This window comes from Stappia stellulata DSM 5886 (assembly GCF_000423705.1).
Lineage (GTDB): Bacteria > Pseudomonadota > Alphaproteobacteria > Rhizobiales > Stappiaceae > Stappia > Stappia stellulata.
Genome location: NZ_KE384083.1, coordinates 745,052 through 767,732, shown reverse-complemented (window position 1 = coordinate 767,732; position 22,681 = coordinate 745,052). Strand labels below are relative to the sequence as shown.

General features: G+C 64.8%; 21 protein-coding genes. 7 read left to right on the top strand and 14 right to left on the bottom strand.

Annotation, left to right across the window (positions count from 1 at the left end; all coding sequences use genetic code 11):
- Positions 1-249: 249 nt before the first annotated feature.
- The 3 genes from betB to betI are packed head-to-tail and all read right to left on the bottom strand — an operon-like array spanning position 250 to position 3,991.
- A complete protein-coding gene (gene betB / locus G572_RS0120640) occupies positions 250-1,713 on the bottom strand; it encodes a betaine-aldehyde dehydrogenase (protein ID WP_029060086.1) in 1,464 nt (487 codons plus the stop codon).
- Between the two features lie 40 nt (positions 1,714-1,753).
- Positions 1,754-3,409, bottom strand: a complete 1,656-nt coding sequence (betA, locus tag G572_RS0120635) for a choline dehydrogenase (protein ID WP_029060085.1) — start codon at positions 3,407-3,409, stop codon at positions 1,754-1,756.
- Between the two features lie 3 nt (positions 3,410-3,412).
- Entirely contained in the window at positions 3,413-3,991 is a 579-nt protein-coding gene (betI, locus tag G572_RS0120630; RefSeq protein ID WP_029060084.1) for a transcriptional regulator BetI, read from the bottom strand.
- 307 nt (positions 3,992-4,298) lie between these two features.
- Between betI and G572_RS0120625 the strand changes: the two genes are divergently transcribed.
- The 3 genes from G572_RS0120625 to choV all read left to right on the top strand — a co-directional run bounded on the left by G572_RS0120625 (position 4,299) and on the right by choV (position 7,283).
- Positions 4,299-5,246 (top strand): choline ABC transporter substrate-binding protein, encoded by a 948-nt coding sequence (locus G572_RS0120625; protein ID WP_029060083.1) that lies wholly within the window; start codon positions 4,299-4,301, stop codon positions 5,244-5,246.
- A gap of 166 nt (positions 5,247-5,412) precedes the next feature.
- Complete coding sequence (gene choW / locus G572_RS0120620) at positions 5,413-6,258, top strand: choline ABC transporter permease subunit (protein WP_029060082.1); 846 nt, start codon at positions 5,413-5,415, stop codon at positions 6,256-6,258.
- Positions 6,255-7,283 carry a choline ABC transporter ATP-binding protein gene (choV, locus tag G572_RS0120615; RefSeq protein WP_029060081.1) on the top strand — a complete coding sequence of 343 codons (1,029 nt, stop codon included), beginning with the start codon at positions 6,255-6,257 and terminating at the stop codon, positions 7,281-7,283. Before choW ends, choV begins: the two co-directional genes overlap by 4 nt.
- 9 nt (positions 7,284-7,292) lie before the next feature.
- Here the strand turns inward: choV and G572_RS0120610 are convergent, their stop codons facing one another.
- A complete protein-coding gene (locus G572_RS0120610) occupies positions 7,293-8,648 on the bottom strand; it encodes an MATE family efflux transporter (RefSeq protein ID WP_029060080.1) in 1,356 nt (451 codons plus the stop codon).
- A gap of 394 nt (positions 8,649-9,042) precedes the next feature.
- On the opposite strand from G572_RS0120610, the gene G572_RS25035 reads away from it, so the two are divergent.
- Positions 9,043-9,453, top strand: a complete 411-nt coding sequence (locus G572_RS25035) for a MarR family winged helix-turn-helix transcriptional regulator (protein ID WP_051242848.1) — start codon at positions 9,043-9,045, stop codon at positions 9,451-9,453.
- A 58-nt stretch (positions 9,454-9,511) separates the two neighbouring features.
- Here the strand turns inward: G572_RS25035 and G572_RS0120600 are convergent, their stop codons facing one another.
- A complete protein-coding gene (locus G572_RS0120600; protein WP_029060078.1) occupies positions 9,512-10,264 on the bottom strand; it encodes a hypothetical protein in 753 nt (250 codons plus the stop codon).
- Positions 10,265-10,423: 159 nt separating this feature from the next.
- A complete protein-coding gene (locus G572_RS0120595) occupies positions 10,424-11,044 on the bottom strand; it encodes an NYN domain-containing protein (RefSeq protein ID WP_029060077.1) in 621 nt (206 codons plus the stop codon).
- Between the two features lie 301 nt (positions 11,045-11,345).
- Between G572_RS0120595 and G572_RS0120590 the strand changes: the two genes are divergently transcribed.
- Positions 11,346-12,248 (top strand): histone deacetylase family protein, encoded by a 903-nt coding sequence (locus G572_RS0120590; RefSeq protein WP_029060076.1) that lies wholly within the window; start codon positions 11,346-11,348, stop codon positions 12,246-12,248.
- Between the two features lie 13 nt (positions 12,249-12,261).
- On the opposite strand, the gene G572_RS0120585 is transcribed toward G572_RS0120590, so the two are convergent.
- Together G572_RS0120585 and G572_RS0120580 are read right to left on the bottom strand one after the other, a co-directional pair.
- Entirely contained in the window at positions 12,262-12,537 is a 276-nt protein-coding gene (locus G572_RS0120585; RefSeq protein WP_029060075.1) for a DUF6460 domain-containing protein, read from the bottom strand.
- A 39-nt stretch (positions 12,538-12,576) separates the two neighbouring features.
- On the bottom strand, positions 12,577-12,960 hold the full coding sequence (locus G572_RS0120580) for a hypothetical protein (RefSeq protein WP_029060074.1): 384 nt from the start codon (positions 12,958-12,960) through the stop codon (positions 12,577-12,579).
- A 227-nt stretch (positions 12,961-13,187) separates the two neighbouring features.
- On the opposite strand from G572_RS0120580, the gene G572_RS25710 reads away from it, so the two are divergent.
- On the top strand, positions 13,188-13,643 hold the full coding sequence (locus G572_RS25710; RefSeq protein WP_051242846.1) for an META domain-containing protein: 456 nt from the start codon (positions 13,188-13,190) through the stop codon (positions 13,641-13,643).
- Positions 13,644-13,720: 77 nt separating this feature from the next.
- Here G572_RS25710 and G572_RS0120570 read toward each other — a convergent pair whose 3' ends face one another.
- On the bottom strand, positions 13,721-15,934 hold the full coding sequence (locus tag G572_RS0120570; RefSeq protein WP_029060073.1) for an FAD-dependent oxidoreductase: 2,214 nt from the start codon (positions 15,932-15,934) through the stop codon (positions 13,721-13,723).
- A gap of 16 nt (positions 15,935-15,950) precedes the next feature.
- A complete protein-coding gene (locus G572_RS0120565) occupies positions 15,951-16,409 on the bottom strand; it encodes a cupin domain-containing protein (protein ID WP_029060072.1) in 459 nt (152 codons plus the stop codon).
- Between the two features lie 139 nt (positions 16,410-16,548).
- Here G572_RS0120565 and G572_RS0120560 point away from each other — a divergent pair, with 139 nt between their 5' ends.
- Positions 16,549-17,310, top strand: coding sequence for an EAL domain-containing protein (locus tag G572_RS0120560; protein WP_029060071.1), 762 nt, complete (start codon positions 16,549-16,551; stop codon positions 17,308-17,310).
- A gap of 53 nt (positions 17,311-17,363) precedes the next feature.
- Here G572_RS0120560 and G572_RS0120555 read toward each other — a convergent pair whose 3' ends face one another.
- The 4 genes from G572_RS0120555 to G572_RS0120535 form a co-directional block, all read right to left on the bottom strand.
- Positions 17,364-18,572, bottom strand: a complete 1,209-nt coding sequence (locus G572_RS0120555; RefSeq protein WP_029060070.1) for an acetyl-CoA C-acetyltransferase — start codon at positions 18,570-18,572, stop codon at positions 17,364-17,366.
- 53 nt (positions 18,573-18,625) lie between these two features.
- A complete protein-coding gene (locus tag G572_RS0120550) occupies positions 18,626-19,750 on the bottom strand; it encodes an acyl-CoA dehydrogenase family protein (protein WP_051242978.1) in 1,125 nt (374 codons plus the stop codon).
- Positions 19,751-19,875: 125 nt separating this feature from the next.
- Entirely contained in the window at positions 19,876-21,672 is a 1,797-nt protein-coding gene (locus G572_RS0120545) for an acyl-CoA dehydrogenase C-terminal domain-containing protein (protein WP_029060068.1), read from the bottom strand.
- 483 nt (positions 21,673-22,155) lie between these two features.
- Positions 22,156-22,614, bottom strand: a complete 459-nt coding sequence (locus G572_RS0120535) for a MerR family transcriptional regulator (protein ID WP_029060067.1) — start codon at positions 22,612-22,614, stop codon at positions 22,156-22,158.
- Positions 22,615-22,681 lie beyond the last annotated feature (67 nt).

Below are 22,681 nucleotides of genomic sequence, written 5' to 3'. Positions count from 1 at the left end.
CTCGACAGCGGCAGGTGACCCGCCGCCGAACCGGGGGCGAGGGATGACATACTCTCAAAAATCGTCACCCCTGACGCCGTGCAAGGAAAAACCCGGGTCGGAGAGGCACTGAAATGTGTGGGTGTCTCTCTGCAAGACACAGGCTCATGGCTCCCCGCTACCGGGTCGCGGCTCACGCCTTGCCCGGTATGACGCGGGAGACACCTTCCCCTTGTCAGAACCCTGCGCCGCCAGACAGACGGCCGCCTTCTAGTACGCGCTTTCGACGTCGCCCATTTCCACATAGACCGACTTGATCTGGCTGTAGTGGGCAATCGCCGCATGGCCGTTTTCGCGGCCGATGCCGGACATCTTGTAGCCGCCAAAGGGCATTTCCACCGGCGTCAGGTTGTAGGTGTTGATCCAGCAGGTGCCGGCGTGAAGTGCGGCGATCACCCGGTGGCCGCGCTGCAGGTCGCGGGTGAAGACGCCGGCGGCAAGGCCGAACTCGGTGGCGTTGGCACGCGCGACGGCCTCGTCTTCGGTCTCGAAATCGAGCACGCACATCACGGGGCCGAAGATCTCCTCGCGCGCGATCGTCATGTGATCGACGACATCGGCAAAGACGGTCGGCTCGACGAAGAGACCATCGGGGAGGCCGTCGACGCTCGCCCGCTTGCCGCCGCACACCAGTCGCGCGCCTTCCGCGACGCCCTTGTCGACATAGGCCATCACCTTGTCGAGCTGGGACTGCGACACCAGCGGACCTGTGTCGATGCTCTCGTCCATCGGGTCGCCCAGGCGCGCGTTCGCCGTGCGCTCGGCGAGCCGGGTCAGGAAGGCGTCCTTGATGCCCTTTTGCACGAAGACGCGGGTGCCGTTGGAGCAGATCTGGCCGCTGGAATAGAAGTTGGCGTTGATCGCGGCGGAGACGGCGTTGTCCACATCCGCGTCGTCGAAGACGATCAGCGGTGACTTGCCGCCCAGTTCCAGCGTGGCGTGCTTGAGGGTTTCGGCGGCCGTTGCCGCAACGCGCTTGCCGGTCGGAACCGACCCCGTCAGCGACACCTTGGCGACGTCGGGATGGGAGACGAGATGCGCGCCGGTCTCGCCAAATCCCTGCACCACGTTGAAGACCCCGTCGGGCAGGCCGGCCTCCTTGAAGATCTCGGCGAGTTTCAAGGCCGAGAGCGGCGTGACCTCGGAGGGCTTGAACACCACCGCATTGCCGCAGGCAAGCGCGGGCGCGGCCTTCCAGCAGGCGATCTGCATCGGGTAATTCCAGGCGCCGATGGCGCCGACGACGCCGAGCGGCTCGCGGCGCGTGTAGGCGAAGGAACCGCCAAGATCGATGTGCTCGCCGGTCAGCGTCGCCGTCAGTCCGCCATAGTATTCCAGGCAGTCTGCGCCGGAGGCGGCGTCGGCCACAAGCGTTTCCTGCAAGGGCTTGCCGGTGTCGAGTGTTTCCAGTTCCGAAAGCGCGCGGTTGCGCTCGCGCAGGATGTCGGCGGCCCGGCGCAGCACGCGACCGCGTTCCACGGGTGGTGTGGCGGCCCAGACCTTGAAGCCGGAACGCGCGGCGGCGACGGCGGCGTTCACCGTTTCCGGCGTTGCCGCGCGCAGGCTGGCGATCACCTCGCCGGTCGCCGGGTAGCGGCTTTCAAGCACGGCGCCGGCGGCATCTTCGCACGGCTTGCCGTTGATGAAATGGGAGGCTGCGGGTTGCGCGCGCATGGGCGTCTCCTTTCAGGGGTCGCGGGGCAGGTGTCGCGCGTCAGCGCTGCGACGTTTGCCAATCGGGATGGATCCACGGCTGCCGGTTGCTGGCCGGCAGCGGCGTGCGGCCGAGGATATGGTCGGCGATCTTCTCGCCCACCATGATCGACGGTCCGTTGAGATTGCCGTTGGTAATCTGCGGAAAAATCGAGCTGTCGGCAACGCGCAAGCCCTCCACGCCGATCACCTTCCCCTGCGGGTCGACAACGGCTTGCGGGTCGTCGGCATTGCCCATCCGGCAGGTGCCGCAGGGGTGATAGGCGCTTTCGGCGTGCTCGCGGATGAAATCGTCGAGGTCCGCGTCGCTCTGTGCGCTTTCGCCGGGCTGGATTTCGTGGCCGCGGAAGGGCGCGAAGGCCGGCTGTGCGAAGAGTTCGCGGGTCAGGCGAATGGCGGTGCGAAACTCTTCCCAGTCGTCGGGATGCGACATGTAGTTGAACAGGATCGAGGGATCGGCGTCCGGATCGGCGGACGTTAGCGCCACGCGACCGCGCGACTTGGAGCGCATTGGCCCGACATGCGCCTGGAAGCCATGGCCTTCGGCGGCCGCCTTCCCGTCGTAGCGCACGGCAAAGGGCAGGAAATGATACTGGATATCCGGGTACTCGATCCCGGCGCGCGACCGGACGAAAGCGCAGGCCTCGAAGTGGTTCGAGGCGCCAAGCCCCGTGCCGGTGAAGAGCCATTGCGCGCCGATCATCGCCTTGGAGATGAGGTTCCAGTGCTTGTAGAGCGTGATCGGCTGGGTGCAGGTCTGCTGGATGTAGAGTTCCAGATGGTCCTGCAGGTTTTGCCCCACGCCCGGACGATGCGCGACCGTTTCGATTCCCAGCTGCTGCAGTGCCTCGCTGTCGCCGATCCCCGACAGCATGAGCAGGCGCGGCGAATTGATCGCCGACGCCGCGACGATCACCTCCGCAGAGGCATGCGCGACCTCGATCCCGTTGCCGCGGGTGAACTCCACGCCGGTCGCGCGACCGTTTTCCATCAGGATGCGCCGGGCGTTGACGCCGGTGAGAAGGCGCAGGTTGGGCCGCTTCAGCGCCGGTTTCAGATAGGCGTTGGCCGTCGACCAGCGGCGGCCGCGCCACACGGTCATCTCCATGTCGGCGAAGCCTTCCTGCTTCAGCCCGTTGTAGTCGGGTGTCGTTTCGTAGCCCGCCTGGTGGCCGGCCTCGATGAAGGCGTCATAGAGCGGACTCCACTTGGTGCCGCGCGTGACATGCATCGGCCCGGAGGTGCCGCGCACGCCGCTTTCACCGCCATGCGACGTCTCCATGCGCTCGAAATAGGGCGCGACGTCGGCATAGGACCAGCCTTGCGCGCCCATTCCCGCCCAGGTGTCGAAGTCGCGCGCATGGCCGCGCACATAGACCATGCCGTTGATCGAGGAGGAGCCGCCGACGACCTTGCCGCGCGGCGTGACCAGGCGGCGCCCGCCGAGATGCGGTTCCGGATCGCTGGAATAGCCCCAGTCGTAGCGGGCCATGTTCATCGGATAGCTCAGCGCGGCCGGCATCTGGATGAACGGGCCGACGTCGCTGCCGCCGGCTTCCAGAATCAGGACGCGCGTATCCGGGTCTTCCGAGAGCCGATAGGCGAGGGCGGCGCCGGCGGAGCCGGCACCGATCACGATATGCGTTGCCTCAAGCATTGGTCAGTCCGTGAGTTGGCGTTCCACATAGTCTTCGACGCGGCGAATGGCCGAGCGCGGCTGCGGCGGTCCGTCTGCAAAGACCCGTTGCAGCCACAATCCGTCGATGAGCGCGGCGGTTCCCTCCGCCGCATTGCGGGCGCGGTCGCCGGGCAAAAGCGCGGCAAAGGCATGGGCCAGGTTCGAGACCAGGCGCCGGTGATAGATGCGCAGCAGGCGGCGGGTCTCGGTGTCGGTGCGCGCCTGCAGATAGAAGGCGAGCCAGGCCGAGATCAGCGCCGGCTGAAACTGTGTCGGGGCAAAGCTCGCGCCGATCATCGCCGACAGGCGCTCCCGCGGATCCCGGGCCGTTGCCATGCGCGCCTGGGTTTCCCTCGACAGATCGAGCAGAAGCGAGCGCATTGTGGCGTTCAGCAGTCCGGCCTTGGACCCGAAGTAATGATGCGCAAGTCCGCCCGAGACCCCGGCGCGGCGGGCGATTTCCGCGATGGTGGCATCGCCGAATCCGCGCGCGTGGATCGTTTCCACCGTGGCGTCGATCAGCGCCTTGCGTCGATGCACTTCCATTCCGATACGCGGCATGACCGGGTCCGTCTCCTGTCGGGCGCGTTTTGCCCATAGCCTGCAAGGAGTAATTTTGATTGGTCGTTCAATCAACAAAAAAACGAGAAACGTGCCAGCATTTGCGCCGAGACACCAAAAGTGCTTTCATGCGCTCACGCGAGCGGACCGCTGCGGAGCCGGCTCTTGCCGAACTGTGGGTCTGGTCGGAAGGCCGGTCCGGCGCACGATTGCCCGTGCCGCCGGTCTCGCCGGTTCCGCGCCGCTGACACATCATCATGGGGCCTGGCGTTTTCCTGCCGGGCAACAACACGGAGGACAGAACCAGATGAACACGCTCACCCTGCGCCTTGGCGCGGCCACGCTCGCCCTCGGGCTGACCGCCGGCGGCGCCATCGCCGCCGAAGCCGACGCCTGCAAGGCAGTGCGCTTCTCCGATGTCGGCTGGACCGACATCACCGCGACGACAGCGGCGACATCCGTGGTGCTCGATGCGATCGGTTATGAGAGCGAGGTCAAGATCCTCTCCGTGCCGGTGACCTACGCATCGCTCAAGAACAAGGACATCGACGTCTTCCTCGGCAACTGGATGCCGACGATGGAAGCCGACATCAAGGCCTATCGCGAGGATGGCTCCGTCGAGACCGTTCGGGCCAATCTCGAGGGTGCGAAATACACGCTCGCGGTGCCGAAATACACCTACGACAAGGGCCTGAAGTCCTTCGCCGACATCGCCAAGTTCCAGGATGAGCTCGACGGCAAGATCTACGGCATCGAGGCTGGAAACGACGGCAACCGTCTGATCATCGACATGATCGAGGGCGGCCAGTTCGGCCTTAAGGGCTTCGAGATCGTGGAAAGCTCGGAAGCCGGCATGCTCTCGCAGGTCGCCCGCGCGACCAAGCGCGACGAAGACGTCGTCTTCCTCGGCTGGGAGCCGCATCCGATGAACGCCAACATCGAGATGGAATATCTCTCTGGCGGCGACGATGTGTTCGGCCCGAACTACGGCGGCGCGACGGTCTTGACCAACGTGCGCGCCGGTTACCGCGACGAGTGCCCCAACGTCGGCAAGTTGCTCGACAATCTCGTGTTCTCGCTGGAGATGGAAAACGAGATCATGGGCGCCATCCTCAATGACGGCACCGATCCGGAGAAGGCGGCCGCTGCCTGGCTGAAGGAAAACCCGTCCGTGCTCGACACCTGGCTCGACGGCGTGACGACCTTCGACGGCGGCGACGCGATGCCGGCCGCAAAGGAGGCGCTGGGTCTTTGATCCGCGCCCAACGAAGCTGAACCGAACCGGGGCGCGGGTCGTTTGACGGCTGCGTCCCGGTTTCCGGCCGGGCAATTCGTGCGTTCGCGACGGCATGCCGCTTGGGGCGGCATCCCACCGCGAGAGCGAAATCGGCAAACATGAAAAAGCGGGGGCTAGACGCGTTGTGGAGTGGCTGACAGAACACAAACTGCCCATCGGGAAATGGGCGCAGACGCTGGTCGACTGGCTGACCGACAATGCCTATTGGGTCTTCGACGGGATCTCGACGGTGCTCGAGGCGCTGATCGACGCGATTCTCTGGCTCCTTCAGACGCCGCATCCGCTGGTCGTCGTCGGATTTGCCGCAGTTCTTGCCTATGCGGTGCGCCGCAAACTCTCCTTCGCCGTGTTCGTCGCGGTGAGCCTGCTCTTCATCATCAATCAGGGCTATTGGGAAGAAACGACGGAAACCCTGTCGCTGGTCATCGCCGCAACGAGCGTGTGCATGATCATCGGCGTGCCGCTGGGGGTCGCCGCCGCGCATCGGCCGGGGCTTTTTGCCGCGATGCGCCCGGTTCTGGACCTGATGCAGACGATCCCGACCTTCGTCTATCTGATCCCGGCCTTGATCCTCTTCGGGCTTGGCATGGTGCCGGGTCTGATCGCGACCGTGATCTTTGCGATCCCCGCACCCATTCGCCTGACGCAGCTTGGCGTTTCCTCGACGCCGACCCCGCTGATCGAGGCGGGTGAAGCCTTTGGCGCGACGAAATCGCAGCTTTTGTGGAAGGTGGAACTGCCCTACGCGCTGCCGCAGATCATGGCCGGACTGACGCAGACGATCATGCTGTCGCTCTCCATGGTGGTGATCGCGGCGCTCGTCGGTGCGGACGGGCTCGGCGTGCCGACGCTGCGCGCGCTCAACACGGTCAACATCGCCAAGGGCTTCGAGGTCGGCATCGCCATCGTGCTGGTGGCGATCGTTCTGGATCGCTTTTTCCGCCGGGATGAAAAGGGGCATGGCCAATGAGCGCGACCGTTGTCACCTTCAAGGACGTCGACATCGTCTTCGGCGACGACCCCGAAACGGCCCTTCCGCTGGTGGACCGGGGTGTGTCGCGGGTGGACATCCAGGAACAGACCGGCCAGATCCTCGGTGTCGCCGGCGCGAGCTTCGACATTCACGAGGGCGAGCTCATCGTGCTGATGGGGCTTTCGGGATCGGGCAAGTCGACGCTGCTGCGTGCGGTCAACGGGCTGAACCCGGTGACGCGTGGCGAGGTCTGGGTTCAGAACGGCGATCATGCCGTCAATCCCTCCGCCTGTTCGCCGCAGGAACTCAGGGCACTCAGACGCAGCCGCATCGCCATGGTGTTCCAGCAGTTCGCCCTGCTGCCCTGGCGCAGCGTGCGCGACAACGTCGGCTTCGGGCTGGAGCTGTCCGGCATGGGCGCGAAGGCCCGCACGGAAAAGGTCGACGCACAGCTCGAACTCGTCGGGCTGGAGCAATGGGGCGACAAATACGTCCATGAGCTCTCCGGCGGCATGCAGCAACGCGTCGGCCTGGCGCGCGCCTTTGCAACCGACGCGCCGATCTTGCTGATGGACGAGCCGTTTTCCGCGCTCGATCCGCTGATCCGCGACCACCTGCAGGACGAGCTTCTGGCGCTTCAGGAAAAGCTCGGCAAGACCATCATCTTCGTCAGCCACGATCTGGACGAGGCCGCCAAGATCGGAACGCGCATCGCCATCATGGAAGGCGGACGGGTGATCCAGCTCGGCACCCCGCAGGAGATCGTGCGCAAGCCCGCGACCGACTATGTCGCCGAATTCGTCGCCCACATGAACCCGCTCGGCGTGCTGCGCGCCCGCGACATCATGCGCCCGTTGAACGGGACGACCCCGGCGGCGGATGCAATGCGCTGCGCGCCGAAAACGCCGGTGCGCGATGTCATCGCGATGAAGCGCGAAGGCGCCGGCACGCTGGTGGTGGAAGAGGCGGGCGCGGCCATTGGCCTGATCGACGAGGCGGAAATCCTCGATTGCCTGCGCTGACGGATCTCGTCAGCCCGCCTTGGGAAAGGTTTCCGCCGCGCGCGTTTTCGAGATTGCCAGGAGCGTCAGTCCGCGCGCGGCGAGAAACAGCGAGAACGCCAGCCACAGGCCGTGGTTTCCCAAGAGCGGGAACAGCGCCCAATAGGCGGCGAGAAACAGCGCCAGCGATGCAAGCATCATGTTGCGCATGTCGCGCGACCAGGTGGCGCCGATGAAGACCCCGTCCATCTGGAACGCCAGCACGCCCAGAAGCGGCGTCGCGGCCGCCCAGGGCAGATAGATTGCGGCCACGTCGCGCACGTCCTGCGCGGTCGTCATGAAGTCGATCAAGGCCTGGCCGCCGGCGAGAAAAATCAGCGCGGCGAGGAGCGCCAGAACGAACCCCCACAGGATGCTCAGCCGCACCGCCTTGTCGAAGGCCGGACGGTAGCGAGCGCCCACCGCCTTGCCGGCGAGCTGTTCGGCGGCGGTTGCCAGCCCGTCCAGGAAATAGCCGGAAATCAGGAAGAATTTTTGCAGGATCGCATTGGCGGCGAGGATCGTGTCGCCCTGCAGGGCGGAGCGCGAGGTGAAGAAGGCGAAGGCGAAGATCAGCGCGAAGGAGCGGATCAGGATATCGCGGTTGAGCGCGACCATGCGTTTGAAACGCTTCATGTTGAAGATGCGCGCCCGCGACGGCCAACTGCGTCCGCGTAGCGCGCGAACGGCAAGAAGCGATCCGACGCAAGCGGTCGCCAGCTCGCTCAGGACCGTGGCGCCGGCAACGCCCGCCACCCCCCAGTCCAGATAGAGCACGAACCACACCGACAGCGCGATGTTGAGCCCGTTCAGTCCGGTCTGAAGCCCAAGCGCCGTCATCGACTGACCGCGCCCGATGAACCAGCCGAGATAGGCGTAGTTCAACAGCGCGACGGGGGCGGAGAGCGTGCGCACGGTGAAATAGCTGGCGGTTGCCGCTTTCACCGCCTCGCTGCCGCCCATCAGCCACAGGCCGGCGGAAAGGATCGGCACCTGCAACGCCACGACCGCGCACCCGAGCGCCAGGGCAAGCAGGCCGGCGCGAAACAGCACGGCGCGTTCTTCCTTGCCGTCTCCCGCGCCGACCGCTTGTGCCGTAAGTCCGGTGGTGCCGGAGCGCAGGAAATTGAAGCTGGCGAAGACCAGGTCGAACAGGATGCCGCCGAGCGCGATGCCGCCGAGGAGTGCTGCGTCGCCCAGCTGCCCGATGACGGTGGTATCGACCAGTCCGAGCAGCGGCGTCGACAGATAGGCGAGTGTCATCGGCACCGCGATGGCGAGCACCGTGCGGTTGGTCACGTCGAAGGGGCGAACGGTGCGCTGTTGCGCGGAACGGGCGGGATGCACGGGCTGGGTCCGTCGGCAATCGGAGCGGACGGGGCGCGGCGCGAAGAATCGCAACCGAAGCCCCGACGATCATGGAAAGCTACACGTCGCACGCAGGCGATCAATCGGCAACTGTCGCGGGGCATGCGCGGCGATCAGCCCGGATGCGCCGTTTGCTTCGCGCGCCATCCGCAGCGACGGGGAGCCCTGGAATTGAAAACCTGCGCGCTCGGGCAGATGCGGATGAAGAGACCGGACCGGCCGTGCGAAAGGGGCGTCGTCGGCTCACGGCAACCAGCGGCGGTTCGTTTGGGACGCGGGCGATCATCGTCCGGCAACACTCTTGATAATACGTGAGTACTCACGTATATATCATGTAACGGTCCGTTATGGATCACGCATAGGAGTGAATATCATGGAGACGCTTGCGTTTTCTCTCATGGATGTCGCGAGCCTGATCGAAAAGCGGTTCGATCGGTCCCTGTCCGCCATTCGTGGCGTCAGTCTGGCCGAGTATCGGCTGTTGCGCAGCCTTTCGGCATTTCCGCAGGCACGTGCCACCCGCGTCGATCTTGCGCGTTCGGTGGGGCTCACCCCTTCCGCGGTAACGCGCGCCTTGAAACCGCTGGAAAAGCTCGGGTTCGTCTCGACGGAAAAAAGCGATCGCGACGCGCGCCAGAGCCTCGCCAAACTGGCGCCGGCGGGGGAGACGCTGTTGAGCGATGCCGCCGGTGTCGTCGCCAGTGTGGTGGCGGGCCTGCCGCAGACGACGATCACGGTCGAACAGCTCGATGAGCTTTACAAAGGACTTGGCGGGATTCGCTAGAAACCCGGCTTGGCGATCCGGGGATTTGGCCCGGATCGCCGAGCTTCCACAGTCGGGGTCAACTGTTCAAGAGGCTGTAGAACGGAACGGGGTAAAAATGGACACTGAGCCCCTTCTTGTCGCGGTAGCGCGCGTACCACGAACCGACTGTGAAGTTCTGCGCCCAGTTGGCCTTGGCCGATGAGTTTGAGTAGATCACGCGAGACGTCCCGCTTCCTTCACCAAGAATGCCGACGTGACCTGTTCCGACCCTGACTGTCTTGCTCCCAACCTTTTTCCAGGTCGTTGGCGAGATGACGATCCCGCCGGGCAGAATGTCGCTTTCCGGGAGATCTTCCGGGAAACAGCCGTCAAGCTCGTTCTCGAACGTGGTGGTCAGATCGCTCTTGTGAACCACGCGTCCCAACGCCTTCTTGATTATGCGCCGAACAGCCCAGACGCAGGCGAGATTTCCCCCGTCCGGCCCCGATTTCGAGGAGTAGTTGCCGACGAGGGACTTTGCCAGATCATGAACGAGCTCATGGTCCTGTTCAGAAGAAACCTGACAGGACAGGTTCCTGTTGAATCGGTTTGCAAATGAAGAAACCGTGGGCGAGAACAAGGTTTCGAGATCGATGATGGTATCGCTTGCGACATGTGCAAGCGCGTTTTCCTCAATCTCGAAGAGGTGTTGGCCGCCATCGTCCTCACCCGACTCCGTCACCAGCAAAAAGCGTTGTCCGGAATAAACCAGTTCCTGAGCGGTAAAGCGTGCGTCGGTCGAAGGGTCGAAAAAGTCTGCGCCGTTTTCGTAACTGGACAAGGGTGCCATGGCGTGTTCCTTAGATTAAAGGTGAATGCAATTTAAGATAATCATTCATTTCAAATGCAATCAATACGGTGGCGGTGGGTCCGTGCGCGCCGGAGTCGCGCCCGTCTGAGGCCGGCGTTGTCCTTTCGGGGCTGGGGCCTCTGTTCGCGGGCGCCGTCTCTACGCCTTCGGCCGATAGTCGCGCGGATCCAGACAGGCGTCATAGACCTTTCGGGAAATCGGCAGCCAGTCGGTCTGGTCGATGCCGCGCGTCTTGTGGCGGGGGTTTTCGGGAAAGGCGGAGGCGATCTTGATCCATCGGTTCTGCTCGCTTGCGATCCTGCGAAGCTCGATGGCGGCTTCGGACAGATCCTGATCCTGCGAGAAGATCAGCGCGACATCATAGGCCTTGTCCTGGGCAAGGCGGATGACATCGAGAGCGATGCGGATGTCGATGCCCTTTTCGTCGCCGACAACGAAGCTGTGCTTTTTGCCTTCGGGCAGACGCACCGTCTTTGTACGGTAGCGCAGCGCGCGGGTGTGGACATGCACACCCTCGCGGCCCATCTGCGCCCCCTTCGCCACCCAGAAGTGGTTCCAGAAGGCGTTGTCCTTCGCATCCGGGACGCCGGTGTAGAAGCGCACGGCCTCAAGCTCCCAGCCCTGGGCCTCGCACACCGCTTTGGCCAGTTTCCTGACGTTGTAGTTGGGGTAGCGGTGTCCGAAGCTGGCCTTGGCGGAGTGAAACAGGTTCTGCCCGTCGACAAACGCGATGGCCCGAATGGGGGAGGGAGGCTGCATGGCTCGGCCCTGACGACGCGCTTGGCCCGCGGTCGGATCAGCCCGCCTGCCTGTCCGCCGACCTGTGCGGATGCTTCGGGCTCGCGAAAAAATAACCCCGCCGGAGGCCTTTCGGCGTGTCCGACGGGGATCATATATGAACCCAATATCGGGTCCTCCGCATTGGAAATCAAGTGTCGCGCGAGCCGAAAGGCGTGTTGGCCTGCTTGCCGTCTTCCGGCCGTGCGCCATATCCGCAAGCGGTTGGCCCGCACGCACTCGCCCAAGCCCGCAATCACTCTTACCTCAGGTCTTGCGTTTCATGTCCCTTGCCGTCGTTCATCATCCCGCGTTCTGTGCCGAGATCCCGGCGAACCATCGGTTTCCGATGAACAAGTTCCGCCGTGTCGCGGAAGTTCTCGTGGAAGAGGGCATCGTCGCGCCCGGTGGCTTCCACCAGCCGGCGCCGGCGCCGGCCGCGTGGGTGGCGCTCGCCCATGACCGCGCCTATGTCGACCAGGTGTTTTCGGCGAATGTCCCGGCAAACGTCGCGCGGGAGATCGGCCTGCCGATGAGTGAGGCGGTCGGCTTTCGCGCCCGCTGCGCCACCGCCGGGACGGTGCTGACCGCAACGCTCGCGCTGGAAAACGGCATTGCCTGCAACACCGCCGGTGGCAGCCACCACGCGCGCAAGCGCCATGGTGCGGGGTTCTGCGTGTTCAACGATGTTGCGGTGGCGATCCGTTTGCTGATGGCCGACGGCGCGATCCGCCGGGCGATGGTCGTCGATCTCGACGTGCATCAGGGCGACGGAACGGCCGAGATCTTCACCGACGATCCTTCCGTCTTTACGCTTTCGGTGCACGCAAGGCGCAATTACCCGGTTCGCAAGGTCGCTTCCACCCTCGATATCGCGCTGGAGGACGGGGTCGGCGATGACGCCTATCGGGAGGCATTGGCCGCGAGCCTGCCGCAGGCGCTGGCGTCCTGGCGGCCGGACATCGTGTTCTTCAACGCCGGTGTCGATCCGCATGCAGACGACCGGCTCGGGCGCCTGTCTCTCACCGATGAAGGTCTTGAAGCGCGCGACCGTTTCGTGATCCGGACCGTGCGTGCCGCCGGCATTCCGCTCGCAGGCGTTCTGGGCGGCGGCTATCTGACCGACATCGACCGGCTGGCACGCCGGCACGCCACGCTGCATCGCGTGGCGGCCGAATTCGCCTGAAGCGGGATTGTGTCTAGTCGCGGCGGCCCATGCTCAGGAGCCTGAGCACCGCCCACACCGGAATGACCACCACGGCGCCGAGCACGAAGTAGCTGCCGAGCCGTCCGAGTGCCTCAAAGCCCATGTTCCAGACCCGCTCGATGAAGCCGATCAGCCCGTCGAACAGGTCGAGCGGATGCAGGTTGAGCGCGGACAACAAGACCCCGACCACGAAGGACAGGAAGATCAGCTTGATCAGCACGCGTCCGGGGCTGTCTCCGAGAAAGCGGGAGAAGGAACGGTTCGACATGAAAAGGGCATCCTTGGGTTCATCGTCGGAAGAAACGGGTCAGGTGCTTGCGATCGCGACCAGCGTGTCGGTGGCGTCGGTGCGCGTCAGGGCCTGCGCATGGGCCTTGGCGCGCACCGGCGTCTCGAACGCCGAAAGCGACGCGCGATGGCCGCCGGGTTCGCCCCGTGCGAACCGGGGGAGGTGGTTGGCATGTCCGTAGCGCTGCACGTCCGTGATCTGGATGCCGTGAAAGCCGGCGTCGGCGAAGGTCTCATGGCAGGCAATGCCAGGGACATCGAGCGCGCGTCGGCGGTCCTTCTGCAGTTCGATCCCGCAGGCGCGACAAGCGATCAGCGGGTCGACGTCGCGGCGGTAGGGCGCAGGCCCCTCGCGCATGGCGCCGATGCGCAGGAGCGTGACGCGGATCCGGTTGGAAGTCATGATGGCGCTTGGGTGTCCCTGGCTCGGGTGCTTGCCGATTGGCGTTGGTGCGAATGTAGGGACTCGTCCGCGTTTGGCCAACAGGTTTGCCGGGGGGTGCCGCACGGGCGGCGGCCTTCCTTATGCCGCATTGGATTGGGAGACCCCTTGAGAAAGGAGCCGCGATGATGTGTTATCGCGGTCCCGCAACGATGTGCATGACTGACGTCCAAGGACACGTTACCCGCATGACCCTCGCAGGACACCGCACCATCGCCATTCGCTTCTTTGCCGTTCTCGTCGCCCTTTTGGGCATGGGCGGGGCGTTGTCGGCGCAGACCGGCAAACCGTCGATTGCCGGCGAGTGGCAGATTGCCGCCCTTGCCACCGCAAACGGGGCGCTGGTCGATGTGGACAGCGCCCTTGCGCGCAGGACCGAAGTGGTGGTCGACCGGCACGGTCTCTGGGCCGCCTCCGCCGGCTGCAACCGGCTGCGCGGAACGCTGGAGCAAACCGGCCGGAACCTGTCCGTGTCGGAGCGCGTGATGGCGACGAAAATGGCCTGCGCCGGCCCGTCCGGGGATCTGGAGCAGCGTTTTCTGCGTTATTTCCCTTCGGTCGTGGAGGTCGACGGCATGGACAAGCGCTTGCTGTTGCGCGATGCCGGCGGCGCCGTGGTCGTGCTCCTCGTGGGAAAGGACTGACAGACCCACACGCGGTTCGACGCGAAAAGGGCGGCACGCGGCCGCCCTTCCTGTTTCCCGGGTGGTGACCGCTATGCTCAGGCGGCTTCGCGGTCGCCGGATTTTTCCGGCGCGAAGCGGTCGTAGAACCGTGCGTCGGTCTTGGCCATCTCGCGCAGCAACCGGTTCGACTTGAAGCGCGGTCCCCATTTTTTGGTGAACTTGCGGCAGATCTCGACGAAGCGTGCCGTGCCCATGCCGTCGATGTAGGAGATCGTGCCGCCGGTAAACGGCGCGAAGCCGAAGCCGAGGATCGAGCCGACATCCGCCTCGCGCACGTCGGTCAGGCATTTTTCCTCGAAGATCCGGGCCGTCTCCAGCGCCTGCATCACCAGGAAGCGCTGCTTGAGTTCTTCCACGTTGAAGTGCTCCGCGGGCTTGGGCTTGCCGACGACTTCCGGGATGCCCGGCCACAGCGTCTTCTCGCGACCCTGATAGTCATAGAAGCCCTTGCCGTTCTTGCGTCCGAAGCGCTCGCGCTTGACCACCATCTCTTCCAGGATGTTGTCGAGCGGACCTTCCACGTATTTGACGCCGAGGTCCTTGCGGGTGGCGGAGACGATCTTCCACGCAAGATCCAGCGCGACCTCGTCGCCGAGCGACAGCGGTCCGACCGGCATTCCGGCCATGCGGCCCGCCGTCTCGATCATCGGGGCGGGCACGCCGTCGGCGAGCATCATCAGCCCTTCGCGGATATAGGTCATGACGACGCGGGAGGTGTAGAAGCCCCGGGAATCATTCACCACAATCGGCGTCTTCTTGATCGCCTTGATGTAATCGAGCGCCATGGCGAGCGCGCGCTCGCCGGTCTTCTTGCCGAGGATCACCTCCACCAGCATCATCTTGTCGACGGGCGAGAAGAAATGGATGCCGATGAAGTTCTTCGGCCGCTTGGACGCTTCCGCAAGCGAGGTGATCGGCAGGGTGGAGGTGTTGGAGGCAAAGATCGCCCGCGACTTCAGGACGGCTTCGGCCTGTTCGGTGACGCCCTTCTTGATGCTGCGCTCTTCGAACACCGCCTCGATCACGAGATCGCAATCGGCCAGGCGCTCGTAGTCGGTGGTCGCCTCGATGCGCGCAAGCAGCCGTTCCTTGTCGGTCTCCTGGGCCTTGCCGCGCTTGATCGCCTTGGTCATCAGCGCGTCGGAATGCGCCTTGCCCTTGTCGGCGGCGGCCTGCTCGCGGTCGATCAGCACCACGTCGATGCCGGCGCGTGCCGATTCATAGGCGATGCCCGCACCCATGAAGCCCGCGCCCAGGATGCCGACCTTCCTGATCTTGTTCGCCTTGATCCCCTCGGGCCGGCGCGCGCCCTTGTTCAGCTCCTGCATGGAGACGAACAGCGAGCGGATCATGCTGGCGGCTTCCGGTGTCTGCAGCACATGCGCGAAGTAGCGGCTTTCCACCGTCAGCGCCTGGTCCATCGGCATCTGCAGGCCTTCGTAGACCGACTGCATGATGCCGCGCGCGCCGGGATAATTGTCATGGGTTTCGCGCCGGTAGATTGCATTGGCCGCCGGCCAGAACTGGAAGCCCGCCGGCGAGTAGATCGGCCCGTTCGGCAGCTTGAAGCCCTTCTTGTCCCAGGGTTTGACCGGGTCGACGCCCGCTTTCAGCAGCTTGCGCGCTTCCGTGACCAGCTTCTTCGCCGGGGCAATCTCGTCCACGAGCTTCAGCCCCTTTGCCTTGTCCGCGTTGAGCGTGCGGCCCTGCAGCAGGAACTGCAGACCCTGCTGCGCGTCGGCCATGCGCATCACGCGCTGGGTGCCGCCGGCTCCGGGAAAGAGCCCGACCTTGACCTCCGGCAGTGCCATCTTGAAGGCGTCGTCTCCGGCCGCGATGCGTGCGTGGCAGGCAAGCGCAAGCTCCGTCGCTCCGCCCATGCAGGTGCCGTTGATCGCCGCGACGAAGGGCTTGCCGCAGGTCTCCAGCTTGCGGAAGATCTGCGACAGGCGCCGCGACCCGTCGAACAGCAGCTGCGCCGCGCCTTCCGGATCCTTGGCGCGCTTGGCGTGAAAGTCGCCGAGCAGGCCTTCCAGCATGGTGAGATCCGCGCCGCCGGAAAAAGCGGTCTTGCCCGAGGCGATCACCGCGCCGGTGATCGCCTCGTCGCCGACGACCGCGTCGATCAGCGCGTCGAGCTCGTCCATCACGCCGAGGTCGATGACGTTCATCGACTTGCCCGGCATGTCCCAGGTGATCAGGGCGATACCGTCGGCGTCCGTTTCGATCGTGAAATTCGTGTAAGCCATGTCGGCCTCCTGAGGTTCAGTAGGGCGTTCCGTCCTTGCGGGTGAATTTGTGGCCGCTTGCATCGCGCCGGTATTCCAGGTCGTGATCGGCGTAGCGCGCGTGTTCCTCTTCCGCGCGGCTGCCGACTTCCAGATAGACAACGTCTTGCGCGGACCGGTTCACGAGCTGATGGGCGACACCGCTGCCGGCCTTGAAGGCGGCGGCCTCGCCGGCGACAAGGGACGTTTCCGTGTCGTCTTCCACCAGCGTTGCCTCGCCCTCCAGGATGAAGACGAACTCGTCCTCGTTCTCGTGCCAGTGTTTCAGCGAGGAGATCGCGCCGGGCACCAGCCGCGTCAGGTTGACGCCGAACTGGGTGAGCCCGCCGGCATTGCCGAGCGCCTGTTTGGCGCGCCCGTTTGTCAGCGCCGCGAAGGGGGCGGGATAGATGGTCATCGTTTTGGGCGGAATCGCATCAATGTCGATCTTTGGCATTGCCGGCCTCCTCACCTTGCCATCCGAAAGTCATCGTGCCGCCCGATCTGGAAAGCGACGCCGAGTAAGAAAATTTCAATTTCCAACGATTAGCCTTCGTGAAATGGAACCGGGGCGGACATGAATTTTCAGGCGGCTCATGACTGATACATGCGAGGGGTGCCGAAACGGCATTCGGCTTGATTTCGACTTCACGATGGCGTTCCAGCCGATTGTCGACCTCGGTTCCGGGCGAATCTGGGGCTACGAGGCGCTCGTGCGCGGTCTCGACGGACAGTCGGCGGGCGAGATCCTGTCGCGGGTCACGCTGGAAAACCGCTACCGTTTCGACCAGGCCTGCCGGGTGAAGGCAATCGAGCTTGCCGCCGGACTCTTCCCCGACGACGACACCCGGCTGTCCATCAACTTCATGCCGAACGCCGTCTACGACCCGTCGGCCTGCATTCGCACGACGTTGCTTGCGGCCGGCCGCACCGGCTTTGCGCTCGACCGCATCATGTTCGAGTTCACCGAGAACGAGCCGATGATCGACACGAAGCATGTCGAGGGCATCATCGCCGAATACAAGCGGCGCGGTTTCGTCACCGCAATCGACGACTTCGGCGCCGGCTTCGCCGGTCTCAAGCTGCTTGCCAATTTTCAGCCCGATCTGATCAAGATCGACATGGATCTGGTGCGCGACATCGATACAAGCCCGGCGCGCCAGGCAATCGTCGCCGGCATCATGGGCATTTGCCGCGAACTCGACATCAAGGTCCTTGCCGAGGGGATTGAGACCGAAGCCGAGCTCACGGTGCTCAGGGCCGCCGGCGTATCGCTGGTGCAGGGCTATCATCTGGCGCGCCCCGCGCTCGCAAGGCTTCCGCCCATCGGCGAACTGATGCGTTCGCACGTCGCCTGAAACGGCGGCCGGACGACCGCACGACCGTTTTTGCGCACCGGGCCTCATTGCGCTCACACCCGCTCGATGATCGTCGCCGTGCCCATGCCGGCGCCGATGCACAGCGTCACAAGGGCCGTGTTCAGGTCGCGACGTTCCAGTTCGTCGAGCACGGTGCCCAGGATCATCGCGCCGGTCGCTCCCAGCGGGTGGCCCATGGCGATGGCTCCGCCGTTGACGTTGACCACCGCCGCGTCGAGATCGAAGGCCTGCCGATAGCGCAGCACCACCGAGGCAAAGGCCTCGTTGATCTCGAAGAGGTCGATGTCCGACAGTGTCATTTTCGCCGATGTCAGCAGCTTTTCGGTCACGTCGACCGGGCCGGTCAGCATCAGGGCCGGATCGGAACCGATGTTGGCGAAGGCCTTGATCCGCGCACGCGGCTTCAGCCCGGCCTTGCGGCCCGCCTTGCGATTGCCGATCAGGATCGCAGCCGCCCCGTCGACGATGCCCGACGAGTTGCCGGCGTGGTGGACGTGTCGAAGACGCTCCACCTCCGGATGCGCCTGGATCGCGACGGCGTCGAATCCGCCCATCGATCCCATGATCTCGAAGGATGCGTTGAGTGAGGCCAGCGACTGCATGTCCGTTTCGGGCCGCATGTGTTCGTCGCGGGCGAGGATGGTCAACCCGTTGATGTCGCGCACCGGCACGACGGAGGACCCGAAGTAGCCCTTTTCCCAGGCGTTTGCCGCCCGCTGCTGGCTTTCCACCGCATAGGCGTCGACGTCGTCGCGGGAGAAACCGTATTTCGTGGCGATCAGGTCCGCCGACACGCCCTGCGGCATGAAATAGGAGGGCAGGGCGACCTGCGGGTCGACCGGCCAGGCGCCGCCGCTGGCGCCGATGCCGATGCGGCTCATCGATTCCGCGCCGCCGGCGATCACCAGGTCGTGCTGGCCGCTCATCACCTGCGAGGCGCCGAAATTGACCGCGTCGAGGCCGGAGGCGCAGAAGCGGTTGATCTGGATGCCGGGCACGCTGGGATCGTAACCGGCGGCGAAGACGGCCGCGCGGGCGATGTCGCCGCCGGCCTCGCCGATCGGGTCGACACAGCCGAGCACCACGTCGTCGACCAGCTTCGTGTCGAGGTCGTTGCGCGCGCGCAGGGCCTCCAGCGGCTGCGCCGCCAGCCGGACCGCCGGCACTTCATACAGGGCGCCGTCCTTCTTGCCGCGTCCCCGCGGGGTGCGGACATGATCGAAAATCAATGCGTCGGCCATGAAAGCCTCCTTGCCTTGAACAAAACGATTGCGATCCCCGTCGTGCGACGGCCCTATAGGCTGCGCGCGATGAGAACCTTCATGATTTCGTTGGTTCCCGCATAAATCCGCTGGACGCGGGCATCCGCGAACAGGCGGGAAATCGGGTATTCGGTCATGTAGCCGTAGCCTCCGAAGAACTGGAGGCATTCGTCCATCACCTTCATCTGAAGGTCCGTGCACCAGTATTTCGCCATCGAGGCGGTCACACTGTCGAGCTTGCCGGCAACGAGCTTGGCGATACAGTCGTTGACGAAGACCTGCCCGATGGTGGCTTCCGTCTTGAGCTCGGCCAGCTTGAACTGGGTGTTCTGGAAATCGAGCACCCGCTTGCCGAAGGCCTTGCGCTCCTTGACGTAGTCGAGCGTCAGTGCGAGCGCCCGTTCCACCGCCGCCATCGCCTGCACGGCAACAAGCAGCCGCTCCTGCGGAAGCTGTTCCATCAGCTGATAGAAGCCCTGACCTTCCTCGCTCCCCAGCAGCGCGTCGGCTGGAACCCGCACGTCGTCGAAGAAGAGCTCCGAGGTGTCGTTGCCCTTGAAGCCGAGCTTGTCGAGGTTGCGACCGCGCCGGAAGCCTTCCACCTTCTCGGTCTCCACCACGAAGAGCGACACGCCCTTGGCGCCGGCCTTCGGATCGGTCTTGGCGACGACGACGATCAGATTTGCGAGCTGGCCGTTGGTGATGAAGGTCTTGGAGCCGTTGATGACATAGTGGTTGCCGTCGCGCACCGCCGTCGTCTTGACCGCCTGAAGATCGGAGCCGGCGCCCGGTTCCGTCATGGCGATGGCGCCGATCAGCTCGCCGGAGACGAGGCCTGGCAGCCAGCGTTCCTTTTGCTCGCTCGATCCGTAATGCGCGACATAGGGAGCGACGATGGCGGAATGCAGCGCGATGCCGAAATGGTCGAGACCTTCGAGACCGAGGCGGCGGATGATCACGGATTCATGCGCGAAGGTTCCGCCGGCCGCGCCATATGCCTCCGGCATCGCCGGGCAGAGGAAGCCGCCGGCGCCGGTCGCCTTCCAGGCCTCGCGGGTCACGCTGCCGGCGGCCACCCAGTCCTCGTAGTCGGGCGCGATCTCGCGTTCCAGAAAACGGGTGAAGGCATCGTCGAGCATGGTCAGCTCGTCGTCCATCCACTCCGGCGGCTCGATGGTCAGCACTGTCACGCAAGTCTCCTCCCTGGCGTGGCGGGTGCGCCGCCGCAATTTGCGGCGCGCCCTTTGTTCGGTGTCCGTCGCGCGTCGTCTGGCGTGCGCGATCAAAACGCCTCGGCGTCGAGCCCCATCATCGTGTCCGAGCCGGCGGACACGCGGGCAAGCCGCAGGGCCGTCTCCGGCATGTGGCGTTCCATGAAGTGCTTCGCCAGTGTCAGTTTTGTCTCGTGGAAGGCTGCGTCCTGCGCATCGCCCGAGGCGAGGGCCGCGGCGGAGGCCTTGGCCATGCGCGCCGACATGTAGCCGAGCGCGACGATGCCGAAGAGATGCATGTAGTCGGTCGAGCCGGCACCGGCATTGTCGGGTTTCGTCATGGCGTTGTTCATCAACCACATGGTTGCGGCCTGCAGGTCGTCGAGACCGGCCTTGAGCGGGCCGAGCAACGGGGCGAGGGCGTCCTCGTCCTTGTTCTCCTTGAGGAAGGCGCCGACCTCCTCGAAGAAGGCCATCACCGCGCGGCCGCCGTTCTTCGGCAGCTTGCGGCCGACGAGATCCAGCGCCTGAATGCCGTTGGCGCCCTCGTAGATCATGGCGATGCGGGCATCGCGCACGAACTGCGACATGCCCCATTCCTCGATGTAGCCGTGCCCGCCGAGCATCTGCTGGGCCGCGACCGCGTTGTCGAACCCGACATCCGTCAGCACGCCTTTGATCACCGGCGTCATCAGGCCCATGTGGTCGTCGGCGGCCTGTCGTTCCGCCTCGTCATCCGAGCGGTGGGCGATGTCGGATTGCAGCGCGGTCCAAAGCACCAGCGCGCGGGCGGCCTCGTTGAAGGCCCGGATCGACATCAGCGTGCGCCGCACGTCCGGATGGACGATGATCGGATCGGCCTTGGCGTCCGGGTTCTTCGCGCCCGTGAGCGAGCGTCCTTGAATGCGCTCGCGCGCATAGGCGGCGGCGTTTTGATAGGCGACCTCGGACTGGCCGAGACCCTGCACGCCGACGGCGAGACGCGCCTCGTTCATCATCACGAACATGGCGGCGAGGCCGCGATTTTCCTCGCCGATCAGCCAGCCCGTCGCGCCGTCGTAATTCATCACGCAGGTGGCATTGCCGTGAATGCCCATCTTCTCTTCAAGCGAGCCGCAGGAGACCGCGTTGCGCTCGCCCGGCCCGCCGTTTTCGTCGGGCAGGAATTTCGGGGCGACGAACAGCGAGATGCCCTTGGTTCCTTCCGGCGCGCCCTCGATGCGGGCGAGCACCAGATGGACGATGTTGGACGTCAGGTCGTGTTCGCCGGCGGAAATGAAGATCTTCTGGCCCGTGATCTTGTAGCTGCCGTCGGCCTGCGGCACGGCCTTGGTCTTGATCATTCCGAGATCGGTGCCGCAATGCGGCTCCGTCAGGTTCATCGTGCCGGACCAGTCGCCCGAGGCAAGCTTCGGGAGATAAAGCTCTTTTTGCTCCTGCGAGGCGTGCTCGAGAAGTGCGGCCGCAGCCCCCTGCGACAGGCCGGGGTACATGCCCCAGGCGAGGTTGGCCGCCGACATGAACTCCTGGATGATGGTGTTCAGTGTCGTCGGCAGGCCCTGGCCGCCGAATTCCTCCGGCATGGAAAGCGCGATCCAGCCGTTTTCGGTGTAGGTGCGATAGGCGTGCTTGAAGCCCGAAGGCGTCGTCACCGAGCCGTCGTCGTGACGGGTGCAGCCTTCACGGTCGCCGGAGACGTTGATCGGCGTCAGCACCTCTTCGCAAAAGCGCGCGCCCTCGCTCAGGATCGCCTCGATCAGATCCGGCGTGGCGTCGCCGAAGCCCGGCAGGTTGCCGTAGCGCTGGAAGTCCAGCACGTCGTTGAGCAGGAAAGTCACATCCTTCACTGGGGCTGTGTAGCTCGGCATGGCATCGCCTCCCGGTCCAATTGTCGATCTCGGCTGCGACCGTCACACCGGCTCGCACCTGACGTTTCCGTAAACGTCACCTTGAGCCGTTTATAGTGCCGTGTCCGCGGCGGAGCAAGACGTGTCCTAGCGGCAGCATGCGCTTATTTTTTCAAATTTTGCCGATTTTGTTGCAAAACGCGTCAAAATTGATCGCGGAATTGTCGAAGTTGATGCGGCTTGCCGATTTTCGGGCGGGCGCCGGATCGGCTTTCCGGGCGGGGATATCGCCTGCCTGCCACGGGGACAAGGCGCCTTGAGGCCTGCCTGGGATCGTGCCGGCGGCGAACCGGATGCGTCCATGGTTGTCCCCGCCGGGTCCAGGCATCGCGCACGGGCAGGGCGCGCGCGCAAGCGGACCTGCGCGCGCTCCGGGCGGCCGGGTCGGGACGGCGCCGCTGAGGTCGGCGAAACGGGTCGAATGTGGCGGGCGAGGGCTGCGGATCACTCCGCCGGTTCGCCTTCCTTCTGCTTCAGCATGCCGGAGACGATCTCGACGGTGCGGCCGAGTTCCTCGATCGCCTGGTCGATGTCGCGACGCTGTTCGACCAGCACGTCGATCTGGCCCTGGAAGCGCGACAGCGCCACGCGCAGCTGTGTCACCTGGCCGTCGCGCAAGTCGTAGAGGTCCAGCATGTCCCGGATTTCGGCCAGCGAGAAGCCGACGCGCTTGCCCATCAGGACCAGTTTCAGCCGCGCGCGGTCGCGCCGCGTGTAGACCCGGTTCATGCCGTCGCGGCGCGGGTTGATCAGGCCGCGGTCCTCGTAGAAGCGCAGCGTGCGCAGCGTTACGCCGAACTCCTTGGCGAGATCGCCGATGGTGAAGAGCGTCTTCTTGGTCGAATCGTCCTTGGCGGCGACCGCCTCGACGATGTCGTTGTTGACCGAAAGCGCTTCGCTCATGCCGTATTCCTGTCTTTCCTGAAAGGCCGGGGGCCGGCTGCGGACCGGCGGCGCGGCTTTGCGTCAT